A 12,552-nucleotide genomic window follows, 5' to 3' on the forward strand; every position below is an offset into this window, starting at 1 on the left:
ACCCACTCACAGAACGTGATACAAACCCTGGTACATTCATAATGCATGAGCTACGACCGAGATGTGGTCGTGGGAGTGGTCGATGCTGTGGTGTGCGAGCGTGCGATGCACGAACAGCGAGATCGCTCCCACGACCACATCTCGGTCACACACGAAGGTGTGGCGGCTTTCCACAGTTGGGCTCACCGAGCACAGCTGTGGAAAGCCGCTCGCGCGGTGGAAACCGCGCAGTGGTTCAGCCGCTCCATCGGAGCGTCCTTTTCCCTGGTGTGGACGGGCCCCGCTCCGGCCAGCTCGACTCCCACACCGCCGACCGCCGGATTGCGGCCTTCGGTTGGTCCTGGCCGGGAGAGGCAGAATGGCGGCATCCACAACGAACGGGAGGGGACCGTGGCAGAAGGCACCACACCGAAGAAGCGGCGCTCGGCCAAGGAGATCCAGGCCAGGAAGGAAGCGGCCCTGCTCGCCGCGCAGTTCCAAGTGGCCGAGGCCGAACGTCTCGACATCGCTGCGCAGCTGGTGCTGGTCCACCAGCAGATCATCGACGCTGAGGCCGAAACGGAGCGCCAGCTCGACAAGCTGCGCCAGCGACGCGCGAAGGTGACCGAGGAGAAGCGGGCTGCGGCTGAACGACTGGTGGTCAAGATGCTGGACACTGGCGTCAGTCAAGCTGAGGCTGCGCAACGTCTCGGGATCACGATCGACCAGGTGCGCACCGCCAAGACCAATGTCGAGCAACGGGCGCTCGCAGCAGCGGCCGTCCAACGCTCAGCCACTGATGCCGACGAATCCGACGCCACTGCGGCCGAGAACGACATGGCTACCGCTGCGTCGGCTACCCTTCCGCAGCAGCAGAGCGGACAGCTGGAAGCGGCGGCCGCGGGTGCTACCCAACCGCCAGGATCTGTGTCCTGAGAGCGTATGCGGACGGGCCCACCTCGGTGTGAGGTGGGCCCGTCCGCATACTGGGCTAGCGGGTGGCTGCCCAGGCGGCGTACTCCTGCCGGACATACGCTCGGAGATCGCCGATGGGACTGTCGGGGCTGGCGTCCGTGAGGGTCAAAGGACCGGCGGCCGCTCGTTGCTCGTCGTCATACCGGATCAGCTTGCGGGCGGCGGTGACGAGATCCTGCAACGCCTTCCCGTCCATCGACGAAACGGTCAGGCTGCTGCGGTCAGCAAGGGCGGCCCTTCGCAGCAATCGCTCACGGACCGGAAGTTGGCGCATCATGCGGACCAGGTCGTCGTGCTCCTCCTGGAGCGGCGGGGCCTGCTGGTAGGCGTCGAGGGTCATGCGCTCGTCTCCTCTCCGCGGGCCTGGGCCAGGGTGCGCAGTGCGGTGCGCTCGCTGACGCCGTACGCCTCCCGAATGTCCCTGATCCCGACCGGGCCGCGCTCGCCCCGCTGGGCGGCGTCCAGCCACTGTCGCACCTCGGCCTCGCGCTGCTGGGCCAGGGTGCGCCGGTCGGCTCCGCGCTGGTCGCCGGCCGTCCGGCGGGCCTCGATGTCACGTCGGCTCCACCGAGGCCCGGGCGGGAGGTATCCGTCCGCTGCGTAGCTGCGCACGGTAGCCGGGTCGATGCCCAGGACGGCCCCCACTTCACGGTCGTTGAGCTGATCGTCGGGGTGGGGCGTGGCGGTCCCCTCGGTGGGCGCCGACGGGATCGGCTCACCCGCGAGGTAGGCGGCGACCTGAGCGGCGTCGTACAGCTTCAACCGCTCGCTGGGGTTGACCGGCTGCAGCGCGGCGCGGAACGCGGGCGCCTCGCGGCGGCGCCAGGTGGTCAGCGGCATCCCGCGCTCGGCGGCGATTTCCGCCTCGGACTTCACCGCGCGATCTTCGGGGATCACGGTCACGGTCTCCTCTCTCGTGCGGGCACGCCTCGGTGACTGTGCCCCTGATCGTGGCAGGGCGTCGGTTCGGGCACTGCCCCGTCCCGACATGACACACATTACCGCAGATAGAGCCACCATTCAAGAGAAAAGACCAGGTCAGGGCGTGTTTCTTCGACGAATCCGGCCCGTGCTGAGCGGAGCGCCACCACGGTCTGCACCACGGCGCGGCAGCAGCTGCTCCCCTCGGCCCCTCCGGGCCGTGCGGTCTCCTCGCGCAGTTGCAGGCGGGACGGCGGGAGTACGGCGAGCAGCCCAGTACCGGGCGGGCGGTCGGCGACCGGTCCCCGGCCGGGCACCCCTCCCTCCGTAGCCGGCCTCTGTTCCCACCCCCACGGGCTCGCGGCCGCGAACGGCGGTAGCCACGGAGGATTACGGGCCCTGGGCGCCTGCCGCCGGCCGGCGTGGTCAGAACAGCGGGAGTTGGGCGGCGCTCGGGTCGCTCGCCTCGACGGCGGCCAGGTACGCCTCGGCTTTGTACCCGTGCGCCAGGGCCTGGCGGACCAGTGGGCGCGGGTCGCCTTCGCGCATCGCCGCGGCGAGTGCCGGCAGGTCTAGTCCGTCGCGGAGCGCGGCCTGGATCGCCTGCGCCCGCCCCAGCGGCCCGCGGGTATCGGCGCGGCCGTGATGGGCGCGGCCGGCGCTGCGGCCCTGTGCCGCCATCTGCGCGAGGTTCGTGCGCTGCGTCGCGCCGGACAGGTGGGTCGCCTCAACGCACAGCGCCTCGTTGCACGCGTGCGCCGTAACGATCGCTGCGGGCAGTGGGTTGGGGCCGACGACCTGCTCGTAGAGCCACCGGTGCACGCGGACCGTGCGCTCGCGGCCTTCGGTAGTGATCACGGCCTTGGCGTAGCCGTCGCTGGTCAGCGCGGCCATCCAATACCGGCACCCGTGCGGTACCCGGATGCTGCGGGCCTGGACGTAGGCCAGTGCGTGCTCAACGTTGCTCATCAAGGCTCCCTCCCCCTTGGAGCTGTGCCACCGGCGCGTCGGCGCGCCGGTGGCTCCCGCTATCCAGCGAGAGGGAGTTGCGTGTGGGCCTCCCACTCGTACATCCGCCGGTCTCGGTGCAGGACGATCAGCTCGACCTGGTCCACGTGCACGGTAGCTGGCGCGGACGTCATGGCGTCCAGGGCGGTGCGCACGGGGGCAGCGGGGCCGTCGGCGGAGCTGTAGGCGATGGTGATGTGCGGGCGGAACCCGTCGGCGGCCTCAGGGACGGTGTCCCACACGGTGCCGATGGCGTCCCGCAGTGCTGCCCTGACGTCGGCCGGCGGCCCGCTGGGCGCGGCTTCCCACCGGATGGCCTCCGGGGTGATCTCCGGCCGATCCACCGTCAGCTCGAACCGGGGGAGGGTGGCCAGGCGACACCGGGCCGCTTCGAGGATGGCGGCCAGGTCCTCTCCCGGGACGCGGTCGACGAAGTCGATCCCCTGGGTGGTCAGGTGGAGGGACTCGTCGGGCACCAGGTCTAGGCCCTCGACGTCGGCCAGGGCGCGCCGGTAGTCGGCGGCCAGGCGGTGCAGGCTGTCGGCCCGTTGAAAGGTGAAGTGGAAGGTGAGGAAACGGCTGCCCGGGCCCCATCCGGGCCGCCACCACCAGTGGTCGGCCATGCGGTCGGTGTGTGTCATGGGCGGCATCTCATCAGTCGGCCACGCCTCAGGCCAGGGCGCCCGGCGCGCCTGGCGGTAGTGCGGCGTGGCGGGGCGCTGAGTCGAGGCACCAGTGCTCGACCGCGGCCTGCAAATGGCTCACGGTGCGCGCATCCGCCATCTGGGACCGGGCGATATCGGCGGCGAACTCCCGCAGCCGCGCCGCCATCGGGGCCAGACGCTGCTCGGGCGCCAAGTTCAGTACGGGCTGCAGGGCCTCCAGGGCGCCCTCGGGGTGGCCGAGGGCAACGTGCGCGGACGCGAGCGTGATGCGCATCTGTGCCTCGGTGCCGTAGGCGCGGCGCGCGGGGAGGGCCAGGGCGACAGCCGCCTCGCTCAGGGCCGTTGCCGCTCCGCCAGTGCGCAGAGCCACGCCGGTGGTGTAGTTGAGGCTCCGGAAGGCGTCGCAGCTGAACAATCCACCGATGTCGTCGTCCTCGTGCAGGGCGGCGCGGGCCTCGTCCACGCGGGCCAGGGCCTCACTGGCCTCGCCGACGGCCCCCAGGCGCGCCCACGCATCGGCCTCCTGGCATGCCAGGAGCAGCCCGACGGTACCCGGGGCGCGGTGAGCGGCGCCTCGGCGGGCGTGGGTGATGGCCTCGCGCGCCCGGCCATCCCAGAGCGCGATCTTCGATCGGGTCGACAGCGTCCAGGCACGCAGACCGTCGTGGCCGGCCAGCTCTGCGCACAGCCATGCGGTCCGCCCGTGCGTGTCGGCCTGGTGAGGCTCCCCCAGGTCTGAGCTGATCCATGCGAGCAATCCGCACAGGTAGCCGGCCAGCACATACAGGTCCCGGGTCTGTCGGGGATGCTGGTGCCCTTCCAGCAGCGCGAAGATTCTGTCCCGCATGGCCCGGGCCGCGGCCAGGACACGCAGCGGGGGATCTGCCGCGAGGTAGCCGGCGGCCAGGGCGCGGACGTCAGCCAGCAGCTGCTCGCACGCCAGGTCTCCGACGTTGGTGGACTCGGCCCACATCGCCCAGGCCGCCGACTCGTCCGCGGCGGCCTCCGCCAGGGCGGCGCCCTGAGGTTCTGCCGCTCGCGGTGGCGATGCGAGCGTCGGCGGCGCGGGCGGCACGGATCGCTGCTCCAGCAGCTGGAGGTCCGCGGCCGGCAGGCTCATTCGATCCTGGTAGTCGAGGAGATCGGCAACGTCGCACCCGTAGAACTCGGCGAGCATGACGAGAACCTGCGGGGAGGGTCGACGGCCCGACGCCGCCGGCCACTTCTCAAACTTCGCCAGCAGGGAGGCATCGGCGGCGAGCTGCACCCCAGGGCGGCAACTCCCGAGCGCGTTGATGCGGTCTGCGGCGGCCTGCAACGTCAGCCCATGGGCATGCCGCCATGCCTCGCGCGGCCGCATCCGGAACCGGAAGCGCATCTCCATACTGATCTGCGCCAGATCGCAGCCGGCGTCCGTCATCTCCTGCCGGAGCTGGTCGCGCTCGCCCTTGGTACCGGCCGGATGTGGTGGGGCCATGTCCGCTCCTCGACGCTGTCCTGCCCTCACGGTAGGGCCGCGACGACTCACACCAGCGTCAACTGGGCGTTCTGCAGGTGCTATCCGTGCCCACCAGTGGCCCATGCCGCCCACGTCGGCGCAGGCCGCCTCCCCCTTGCCGGTGTCCACAGCTTTTGGACACCGACGCCCGCGACACCGTCGCCGGCAATTGGAACGGTGGAGTCCCACCGCACGAAGGGGCCCGCCATGGCACGCCCGACCACATCCGACAAGCCCAGCCCGCGATCGGGTGGCCCGACGGCGGCCGCGGCCCTCGCGGCCGCACTGGCCCGGCTGGGCATCGTCCTGCCCTCACTGCGCGACTCCGCCGTCCCGGTCAACGGACGGCCCTTCGTCGAGCTGGGCGGCTGTGGCGCGCCCCTCGCCTCCCAGCTGGCGCAGCGCATCAACGAAGCGGTCGACGCGCTGGATTCGGGGGCGGGTCGGTGACCGTGGTCTTCGATCCTGAGGGTCGCTTCGGCGTGGGCCTGCCCTTGGACCGCGAACCGCACATGCAGCTGGTCCGCGCCGTAATCTCCTGGGCCGGCCGTGCACCGCTCCCACCGGGCGACGCTGAACAGATCGCCCTCCAGCTCACCGGGCACGCGTGGGCCGTGGCGGCGGAACTCCGGCATCTCTGCGTGGGCCTGCCGCCGGACGCCGAGTCGCGGGTGCTGGCCGAGGCCGTGCTGGAGGAGGCGGACCGACGCCTGCCCCAGCCGCTCCTGGGAACGCTCCGGTGCGTGCAGATGCGGGCTCGACTGGTCCGTGCCCTGTACGAGCGACTCGACCGACTCGCCGCTCGCGCCGCCCCGACCGGCCCGCCCCTCTGACTGCCGGCACCCACCGAAGGGCGCTCCCTCCATTCCAAATTTTTGGAACGGAGGCAGCACTGCCACTGTCAGCGTTCCACTGACGCTTGTTTATCGCGGAACACAAAAAGGCAGGCCCCGATACGGGGCCCGCCTTTTTGTGTTCCGCAGGTCAGTGGACGATACGCGCCATGCCCGCGCGACCTCCTAGAGTGGGGGTGGGGACGAGACCGATTCGCGCGGTCTCGTCCCCATTCCAGGGGTCGGTCAGATCGTGAGGAGCAGTGCCGCGGGGAACAGGCCGACGACGATGTGCATGCTCTGGTCGACCAGCGGCATTCCGCCCCGGTGGATGAACTCGGCGGAGCCGGTGTTGGCCATCCAGGCTCGGACGATCCAGCGCCGGTCGATGATTGAGTGCGTGAGGTGGTTCCACCCGACTGCCAGGGCGGTGCCCGTCACGCTGAGCGGCAGGTGAACGACGGCCGCGAGGATGACGAGCGCCACGAGTTCGGCGATGGAGTGGGTGGCGGCGTGCATCTGGTTGGCGCCCCAGCCGTGGTGGTGCCGAACCAGCGCGCCGCGCTTGTCCAGCTCGTCCCAGCCGGCCTTACGTTCGCTCTGCGTGTCGCTCTGAAGTAGGTAGTCAGCTGCGTGGTGGGCGGCGAATAAGGCCACGAAGCCGGAGGCGAACACCGCAAGGCGGGTGAGCGTTTCGAGCGTGTGCATTGGACTCCTTGAAGAGTGGTTGAGGTGACGGGGGTCTGGGTGCCGCCGGTTCAGGTGAGGCCGGGGAGGGCGGTCAGCACGGTGCTGGTCACCCACAGGGCGGCCGCCGAACCGCCAGCGAGGATCGCGTCGGCAGCGACGTCGGCCCAGAAGGGGCGTCCCATTCCGTCCGGGTCCCGGGCGTCGATCAGGGCGTCCGCCAGGCGCGAGCGGGGGCCGGCGAGGGGGCCGAGCGTGGCGTACCACTGCCCGCGGCGGTTGACCTCGCCCACCGTCTCGCCGTCGGGGTGATGGCCGGCGTGGAGCTGGCCGCGGTGGGTACTCCCCTCCGCATCGGCCGCCTTGGCAGTGGGGCATAAAGGGCTGGTGGTGCAGCAGACAGGGCAGCGGTACAAGAAGCGGGGCATGACTCTCCGGATCTGACAGCGGGGCGGTGAGGCCCTCCTCGGTCGGGGAGGGCCGGGGCATGGCTGTTCAGAGCCGCGGGCCGACGAGGCGGGCGAGGTCGGCGGTGGTGCGCAGCATCTCCAGGACCTCGTCCAGGGTGCGGCGGGAGTGCATGGACCAGACGTCCGGGAAGACGATGCTGGGGGAGCCCGTGTAGACCCCGAGCAGCGTCTCCATCAGTCGCAAGGCCGTGAAACGCGTGTCGTCGCTGCCGAGGCCGTCGTGGATGGTCTCCCGCAGGGCGTCGGGCAGGTTGTACCCGGACCACGGGGCGTAGAGCTGGGGGTCCCATCCCCGCTGCTCCATCAGGTCGGCGGCGGCCTCCAGGTGCGCGGCCACCTCCTCACCCGTGACGCGGCCGCCGCTGGGCCCCCACCAGAAGGTCGGCTGTGAAGCCAGGGCCGCGCTCTGGATGATCAGTTCCACGCGCGGGCTGACGAGTTCCTTCATGGTCATGTCCTTTCACTGCGTTTCGGTCCGGCTGGTTGTGGTGTGGTCAGTCGTGCGGGTAGCAGGTGGTGCACCGGGGGTCGGTGACGCGCTGGTTGCGGAGGTTGCCGCTTCCGCCGCAGGCCAGGCAGCCGCGGCCCGCGCCGGGGTCGAGGCCCCAGGAGTGCCCGCAGCGGCGGCAGCGGGCGACCGGTGTCGTGTCGTCGGTGTGGGGGATCGGCACGTCGAGTTCCTCGACGTCGGCCACGCCGCAGGCAGGGCAGAAGATGCTGCACGGGCCGGAGGGCGGAGGGCCGTCGAGCAGGGCGAGCACGGCGGCGCCCAGGTCCCGGGTCTCGGGGTGGTCGCCATCAGCGCCGAGGGTGAGGCGGGAAAGCAGCGCGCGGATCTCGTGGTCGCGTCGGCGCGTGGCAGCGGCCACGGTGCGCAGGTGCTCCAGCTCCTCAGTCGCGGTCTCGGCGCGGTTCTTCTCGCTGACGCTGCGGGCGTGCAGTTCCTGGATCGTGGTGTTCAGCTGGCGGTTGGTGCGGCTGAGGATGGTGCGGATCACGGTTTCTCCCAGGGGAAGTTGAGGGCGGCGCGCGTTTGGGCCTCGGCCCGCTTCGCGCGGTCGAAGCGCGCCTTGGCCTGAGCGCGCTGGCTGGTGTCGGAGGCGACGGGGTAGGCGCAGTAGGCGCTGCGCGCCGTCGCCAGTTCGGCGCGGGCTTGGCGCCACTTCGCGTGGGCGCGCTCGTAGTCGGGATCAAGGGGCATGAGGTTCTCCGTCGGGTTCGGTGGGTGTCGGTCTGCGGTGCTGCGTGGTTAGTCGGGCAGCTGGTTCTGGGTCCTCGCGACCAGGCCGCGGGTGTGGCTGGTGACGGTGGTGTGGGCCTGGGTGACGGTGCCGGTGTAGTGGTGGTGGTGCTCGGTGCGCGACGTCTTCGCGCGGCGCATCAGCCGGGCGAGGGCGGCGACCAGCGCGACGGGGGCGCCGGCGACGATGGCCAGCGCCACCGGGTCGGCGTGGCCCACGGTGTAGACGACCAGGGACAGCGAGACCCCGACCGGCAGCGACCCGACGCTGATCACCTTGATGAGGCCGCTGAGGTCCGTGGCCTGCTGGGACATCGGCGGCTTCCCGGGCTGGGCGACGGGCGGGGTCGGGCCGATCGCGGGGATGGGGCTGGTGTCGCGGTAGGACGTCGCGGTCGGGCCGGGGTCGGGCTGGTAGGCGGCGGCGATGAGGCGCTGGGCCTCGGCGTCGGCCTCTGCGTCGGTGAGCGGGGTGTTGGGGTCCATAGCTGTTCCTTCGCGTGCGTGGGTGGGCCGCCCTGCGGGGTGTGCAGGGCGGCCCAAGGGGGTCAGTCGCTGGGGGTGAGCGCCCAGGTGCCGTGGCCGACGCGGGTTACCAGGCCCTCGTCGGAGAGCTTGCTGAGCGTGTTGTCGACGGAGCCGGAGCTGGGGCCGCTTTCGGTGCCGACGCCGGCGGCGGCTCGGATGTCGCGAATGCGGTGGGGGTTTCCGTCGGCGAGCGCGTCCAGGACGCGGTGCCGGACCGTCTTCGGGGGCGTCGGGACGCCGGTGCCGCCGATCTGCGGCAGCCCCTTGCGCTTCTTGCCCTTGCTGCCGCCCTCTTCGCTGTCCTCGCTCGGAGACAGCAGTTCTTCGGCGGCGAGCAGCGCCTGGGCGTAGGCCGCTGTGAAGACCTCGTTCTCCTCCGGGGTGAAGCCGGGGATTTCGGGTGCGGCCTCGAAGAGCCGGATCAGGTGCGGGTAGGTCTTGTTCCGCTTGAGGGCCTTGAAGACGCGCATCAGCGTGGCGCGGCCGCCTTGCAGGCCCCAGGCCATGCCCGCGGTGATCGGCCCGGGCGGGGTCTCCTTCCCGTCCCAGGCGGCCTCCAGTTCCTCGGAGATGCTGCCGAAGAACCGGCGGATCGGGGTGATGTCGGTGCCGTCGTCGACCATGTCGGTTGCCATCGACTGGGTCATCGTGCTGTTGACCCGGCCCATCCAGACCGTCCCTTGGCGGGCGTTGGCGCGCAGTTTCTCCGCATCACCGAGGTCGGCGACGTGGATGGACTGACCGGCGAAGCGGATGCCGAAGCCGAATTTGCGGCCGGTCTGCTGGATGCGGGCGATCATCGCCACGATCCATTTGCTGAATTCCGGCGGGCAGATGGCGTGTTCGCCGATGGCGAGGTTGATCTCGTCCAGGGTGACGTTCACCAGCCGCCACGGGTCGTTCAGTACGAAGGAGCCCCACCCCTTGGTGGCGGAGACCTGCTCGCGGAAGTCGGCGACGGCGCAGGCCGCGGCGAGGGTGGCGGCCATGGCAGCGAGTCCGGCGCCGAAGTGCCGCACCCGTCCGTTGGCCTCGGGGAGGGACATGCCGGACTGGGCGTCGGCGACGAGGCTGACCACGCCGCTGAGGCGTTCGGCGATCAGCACGGTCAGCAGGAAGACGGACTTCCCGGAGCCCATGGCGCCGACGACGAGGTCCGTCAGGGCGCCCATCTCCGGGTCGTACAGCGGCATCTTGAACGGGCGCCCGTCGTGCCGCAGCCCGACCACGATGCGGCCCGACTCGTCCATCGTCAGGTCCTCGACGCCGGCTTCGCGGATCTTGAGCAGCGGGTGCTCGCGGTAGACCGTGATGACGCCGTGGGCGAGACCGTCGGTCTCGATCATCAGCAGTTCGGGGTCGTCGACGTTCAGCGCGCGGGCCAGTTTCATGCGGGGAAGGCTGATCAGCTGGCTGTCGGCGGCCGCCACGCGGATCCGCAAAATGCCCGCGGCCTTGTCGAGCCGGTGGTCGATCATCTCCATGCCGGGGGCAGCGCCGACCGGGCCGGAGACCCTCTGCTCCCACAGGTGCTTCAGACCCTGCTCAGTGGCCTTGGCGGCCCTCTCGGAGGGGGTGACGCGTAGGTGGAGCCGGCCGGGACCGTACCCGTCGACGCTGTCCAGGCCCACGCACTCCTCGGGGACATCGAAGACGGCGGCGGCGGCCCTGCGGGTGACCGAGCTGGGGACGGCCTCACCGGCCGGGGCGAGGATCAGGGCGGTGAAGTCGGCCCGCTCCGGGTCGGCTTGCTGGACCTTCTCCAGCCAGGTCTCCCCGGTCGCCGGCGCGGCCGCCCACATGGCCTTCACGTGCCCGTCGAAGGTGGTCGGCACCGGCTCGGGGACGAGCGCCTGGTCCTCGGCGTATTCGGCGGCGTGGCGCTCAATGGCGCGGCTCAGACCGCGTGAGCGGGTCCATGGTGTCGCTGCGATCATCGCGAGCGTCCAGGCGCCGGCGGCCAGCATGGGCCAGCCGTTGGGGAAGTGGATGATGGGCGAGAGCAAGCCCGCGGTGTAGGTGGCGGACCAGCCCAAGACCGGCAGCGAGCGGTAGGCCGACAGCAGCAGGCTGTCGCCGTCCTCGTCGTCGGCGCGCTTCCACACTCGCACTCCGGCCAGTACGCCGGTCACGACGGCCGCGCCGTGCGCCCACCCAGATACGTCGGTGACCGGTCCGATCGCTGCCCAGGTGCCGGCCGCGCCGTAGAGGACGCGTTCTGCGAGGGCCAGGCGTCGAGCCTGCCTCGGGGTGAGCCCCCTGTCGGGGGCGACGTCGGCCTCGGGGGCCTTTTCGACGTCAGTCTTCACGTGATTCCTCCCGCCAGGGTGAAAGGGGTACGGGTGGGGCCCGGCGGTGTGTCCGCCGGGCCCCGGTGCTGCTTGTGCTGTGTGTGGTCAGCGCGTGCGGTAGAAGCCGGCCTTGGCCTGCCGTACGCCGGACGCCTGGACCGCCTCGAAGACGCCCCGGTACTCGCTGTCGTGGGCGTTCTTGAAGGCGCGGGCGTTGGTTTCCATCTGGTCGGCGGCTCCGGCCAGCCCGGCGGCCGCGTCGGCGACCCTTCCCAGGGCCGCGGACCCCTCGGCGACCAGGCCGGTGAACCTCGGCTCGACTTCCGCCTCGGTGCACATGTCCGCGATGCGGCCGACGGACTTGGCGTCGGCGTCCATGCGGCGCCGCAGCAGGTGCAGCCCTTCCTTCAGGGCCAGGGCCTGGGTGGTGAGCGTTGTCAGCTTCGCCGCGAGGGTGAGGAACGACAGTCGCCCACCCTTGGCGGGGAGTTTGGGTGCGTAGGGCACCAGGTCGGATCCCATTGGGTGTCCTTTCAGTCCTCGTTGTGGATGCGGGCGGAGGGCATCGTCAGGCCCGCGTTGAACGCGGCCTGCTGCACGGGCCGGTAGGCGTCGTACATCTCGTCGTGCGCGGTCTCGACGGCCTCCGACGCGGCCAGGGACTCCTTCCGCATCTCCTGGGCCCGCTTCTTGAGCACGTCCATCGACTCCGCCAGCCGCCTCATCGCGGCGGACGTCAGGCGGCCGATCACGTTGTTGCGTTCGGCGAGTTCGACGGCGAGTTCCCTCAGCGAGTCGCGCAGCGCGACCGCCTTGTCAGCGAGGACCGCGCACTCGTCGTATGTGGTCAGGCATTCGTCCTTGGCGTCCGCCAGGGCGTCCAGGACGTCGTCGAGCGTCACCTCCGTCAGGTGTTCGGCGGACACGGTCCGCGAGGTGGGGATGGATACCGATGCGCTTGCGCTCACGGGCGCTGCTCCCTTCTTGATGGGGCTGGACGCGGGGGCCGGCGCTGCGGCCGCCGCCAGTGCCGGTGTCCCAGCCGTGACGGCGGCCGGCGCCCAACGCCGGGCCTTCGAGCCGGGGACGTGCAGCGACTCGGCCGTGACGGTGACGTCCGCATACGGGTCGGTGTCCCGCACCGAGTCGTAGGCGCTGCGGCGCTCCCCACGCGGCGGCCACCCCCAGTAGTCCCGATCCGAGGAGGTGTACGTGCCCTCGTAGGGGTTGTCGGTGGCCGTGTAGAAGTAGCCGTCCGATGTCGAACCGGCCGTGGCCCGTTCCTTGGCCCGGTGGGCCCGCTCCTTGCGCCGTCGGCGGTCCGACGGGCCACGGCCGGCGGGCCCACCGTCCTTGGCGCCCTTGCCCTTCTTGCCCTTGTCCTTCTTGCGTTTGGTCTTGCTGAACACCGGCGAGGAGAGGTTCATACGGCGCTTCGCCAACCGCCGCGCCGCCTC

Annotated in this window: 16 protein-coding genes and 1 pseudogene; 3 read left to right on the plus strand and 14 right to left on the minus strand. The window is 71.1% G+C overall.

Annotated elements, in window-relative coordinates; all coding sequences use genetic code 11:
* The first annotated feature begins 45 nt into the window (after positions 1 to 45).
* A complete protein-coding gene (locus tag ACJ6WD_RS35545; RefSeq protein ID WP_407617294.1) occupies positions 46 to 915 on the plus strand; it encodes a hypothetical protein in 870 nt (289 codons plus the stop codon).
* A 55-nt stretch (positions 916 to 970) separates the two neighbouring features.
* On the opposite strand, the gene ACJ6WD_RS35550 is transcribed toward ACJ6WD_RS35545, so the two are convergent.
* From ACJ6WD_RS35550 to ACJ6WD_RS35570, 5 genes are all read right to left on the minus strand, one after another.
* Positions 971 to 1,294 (minus strand): hypothetical protein, encoded by a 324-nt coding sequence (locus ACJ6WD_RS35550; RefSeq protein WP_407617295.1) that lies wholly within the window; start codon positions 1,292 to 1,294, stop codon positions 971 to 973.
* A complete protein-coding gene (locus tag ACJ6WD_RS35555) occupies positions 1,291 to 1,851 on the minus strand; it encodes a DNA-binding protein (protein WP_407617296.1) in 561 nt (186 codons plus the stop codon). The genes ACJ6WD_RS35550 and ACJ6WD_RS35555 overlap by 4 nt, the downstream gene beginning before the upstream one ends.
* Positions 1,852 to 2,301: 450 nt before the next feature.
* On the minus strand, positions 2,302 to 2,844 hold the full coding sequence (locus tag ACJ6WD_RS35560; protein WP_407617297.1) for an HNH endonuclease: 543 nt from the start codon (positions 2,842 to 2,844) through the stop codon (positions 2,302 to 2,304).
* A 59-nt stretch (positions 2,845 to 2,903) separates the two neighbouring features.
* Positions 2,904 to 3,524, minus strand: a complete 621-nt coding sequence (locus ACJ6WD_RS35565) for a 2'-5' RNA ligase family protein (protein ID WP_407617298.1) — start codon at positions 3,522 to 3,524, stop codon at positions 2,904 to 2,906.
* Positions 3,525 to 3,552: 28 nt separating this feature from the next.
* Positions 3,553 to 5,025 carry an XRE family transcriptional regulator gene (locus tag ACJ6WD_RS35570; RefSeq protein ID WP_407617299.1) on the minus strand — a complete coding sequence of 491 codons (1,473 nt, stop codon included), beginning with the start codon at positions 5,023 to 5,025 and terminating at the stop codon, positions 3,553 to 3,555.
* A gap of 228 nt (positions 5,026 to 5,253) precedes the next feature.
* Between ACJ6WD_RS35570 and ACJ6WD_RS35575 the strand changes: the two genes are divergently transcribed.
* Together ACJ6WD_RS35575 and ACJ6WD_RS35580 are read left to right on the plus strand one after the other, a co-directional pair.
* A complete protein-coding gene (locus tag ACJ6WD_RS35575; RefSeq protein ID WP_407617300.1) occupies positions 5,254 to 5,496 on the plus strand; it encodes a hypothetical protein in 243 nt (80 codons plus the stop codon).
* The gene (locus ACJ6WD_RS35580) at positions 5,493 to 5,879 is read left to right on the plus strand and encodes a DUF6415 family natural product biosynthesis protein (RefSeq protein ID WP_407617301.1); all 387 of its coding nucleotides are present in this window, start codon (positions 5,493 to 5,495) and stop codon (positions 5,877 to 5,879) included. Before ACJ6WD_RS35575 ends, ACJ6WD_RS35580 begins: the two co-directional genes overlap by 4 nt.
* A 246-nt stretch (positions 5,880 to 6,125) precedes the next feature.
* Here ACJ6WD_RS35580 and ACJ6WD_RS35585 read toward each other — a convergent pair whose 3' ends face one another.
* From ACJ6WD_RS35585 to ACJ6WD_RS35625, 9 genes and pseudogenes are all read right to left on the minus strand, one after another.
* Complete coding sequence (locus tag ACJ6WD_RS35585; protein ID WP_407617302.1) at positions 6,126 to 6,587, minus strand: DUF3307 domain-containing protein; 462 nt, start codon at positions 6,585 to 6,587, stop codon at positions 6,126 to 6,128.
* A 50-nt stretch (positions 6,588 to 6,637) separates the two neighbouring features.
* Positions 6,638 to 6,994, minus strand: coding sequence for a hypothetical protein (locus ACJ6WD_RS35590; protein ID WP_407617303.1), 357 nt, complete (start codon positions 6,992 to 6,994; stop codon positions 6,638 to 6,640).
* 67 nt (positions 6,995 to 7,061) lie between these two features.
* Complete coding sequence (locus ACJ6WD_RS35595) at positions 7,062 to 7,484, minus strand: hypothetical protein (RefSeq protein WP_407617304.1); 423 nt, start codon at positions 7,482 to 7,484, stop codon at positions 7,062 to 7,064.
* A gap of 46 nt (positions 7,485 to 7,530) precedes the next feature.
* Positions 7,531 to 8,034: a hypothetical protein gene (locus ACJ6WD_RS35600; RefSeq protein ID WP_407617305.1), complete on the minus strand. Its 504-nt coding sequence runs from the start codon at positions 8,032 to 8,034 to the stop codon at positions 7,531 to 7,533.
* Entirely contained in the window at positions 8,031 to 8,237 is a 207-nt protein-coding gene (locus ACJ6WD_RS35605; RefSeq protein ID WP_407617306.1) for a hypothetical protein, read from the minus strand. The genes ACJ6WD_RS35600 and ACJ6WD_RS35605 overlap by 4 nt, the downstream gene beginning before the upstream one ends.
* A 48-nt stretch (positions 8,238 to 8,285) precedes the next feature.
* On the minus strand, positions 8,286 to 8,762 hold the full coding sequence (locus tag ACJ6WD_RS35610) for a hypothetical protein (protein WP_407617307.1): 477 nt from the start codon (positions 8,760 to 8,762) through the stop codon (positions 8,286 to 8,288).
* Positions 8,763 to 8,824: 62 nt separating this feature from the next.
* Complete coding sequence (locus ACJ6WD_RS35615) at positions 8,825 to 11,113, minus strand: hypothetical protein (protein WP_407617308.1); 2,289 nt, start codon at positions 11,111 to 11,113, stop codon at positions 8,825 to 8,827.
* Positions 11,114 to 11,200: 87 nt separating this feature from the next.
* Positions 11,201 to 11,617, minus strand: a complete 417-nt coding sequence (locus ACJ6WD_RS35620) for a conjugal transfer protein TraB (protein ID WP_407617309.1) — start codon at positions 11,615 to 11,617, stop codon at positions 11,201 to 11,203.
* An 11-nt stretch (positions 11,618 to 11,628) separates the two neighbouring features.
* Positions 11,629 to 12,552 (minus strand): annotated as a pseudogene (locus ACJ6WD_RS35625) (hypothetical protein); the annotation flags it as partial.

It is taken from the genome of Streptomyces sp. VTCC 41912 (genome assembly GCF_045799175.1).
In the GTDB taxonomy this organism is placed as follows: domain Bacteria; phylum Actinomycetota; class Actinomycetes; order Streptomycetales; family Streptomycetaceae; genus Streptomyces; species Streptomyces albulus_C.

What these genes read in the sequence shown, in the direction of transcription:
- ACJ6WD_RS35560 (WP_407617297.1), bottom strand. Translation starts at nt 2,844, where the DNA reads ATGAGCAACGTTGAGCACGCACTGGCCTACGTCCAGGCCCGCAGCATC.
- ACJ6WD_RS35590 (WP_407617303.1), bottom strand. Translation starts at nt 6,994, where the DNA reads ATGCCCCGCTTCTTGTACCGCTGCCCTGTCTGCTGCACCACCAGCCCT.
- ACJ6WD_RS35545 (WP_407617294.1), top strand. Translation starts at nt 46, where the DNA reads ATGAGCTACGACCGAGATGTGGTCGTGGGAGTGGTCGATGCTGTGGTG.
- ACJ6WD_RS35620 (WP_407617309.1), bottom strand. Translation starts at nt 11,617, where the DNA reads ATGGGATCCGACCTGGTGCCCTACGCACCCAAACTCCCCGCCAAGGGT.
- ACJ6WD_RS35565 (WP_407617298.1), bottom strand. Translation starts at nt 3,524, where the DNA reads ATGACACACACCGACCGCATGGCCGACCACTGGTGGTGGCGGCCCGGA.
- ACJ6WD_RS35595 (WP_407617304.1), bottom strand. Translation starts at nt 7,484, where the DNA reads ATGAAGGAACTCGTCAGCCCGCGCGTGGAACTGATCATCCAGAGCGCG.
- ACJ6WD_RS35570 (WP_407617299.1), bottom strand. Translation starts at nt 5,025, where the DNA reads ATGGCCCCACCACATCCGGCCGGTACCAAGGGCGAGCGCGACCAGCTC.
- ACJ6WD_RS35610 (WP_407617307.1), bottom strand. Translation starts at nt 8,762, where the DNA reads ATGGACCCCAACACCCCGCTCACCGACGCAGAGGCCGACGCCGAGGCC.
- ACJ6WD_RS35605 (WP_407617306.1), bottom strand. Translation starts at nt 8,237, where the DNA reads ATGCCCCTTGATCCCGACTACGAGCGCGCCCACGCGAAGTGGCGCCAA.
- ACJ6WD_RS35575 (WP_407617300.1), top strand. Translation starts at nt 5,254, where the DNA reads ATGGCACGCCCGACCACATCCGACAAGCCCAGCCCGCGATCGGGTGGC.
- ACJ6WD_RS35585 (WP_407617302.1), bottom strand. Translation starts at nt 6,587, where the DNA reads ATGCACACGCTCGAAACGCTCACCCGCCTTGCGGTGTTCGCCTCCGGC.
- ACJ6WD_RS35550 (WP_407617295.1), bottom strand. Translation starts at nt 1,294, where the DNA reads ATGACCCTCGACGCCTACCAGCAGGCCCCGCCGCTCCAGGAGGAGCAC.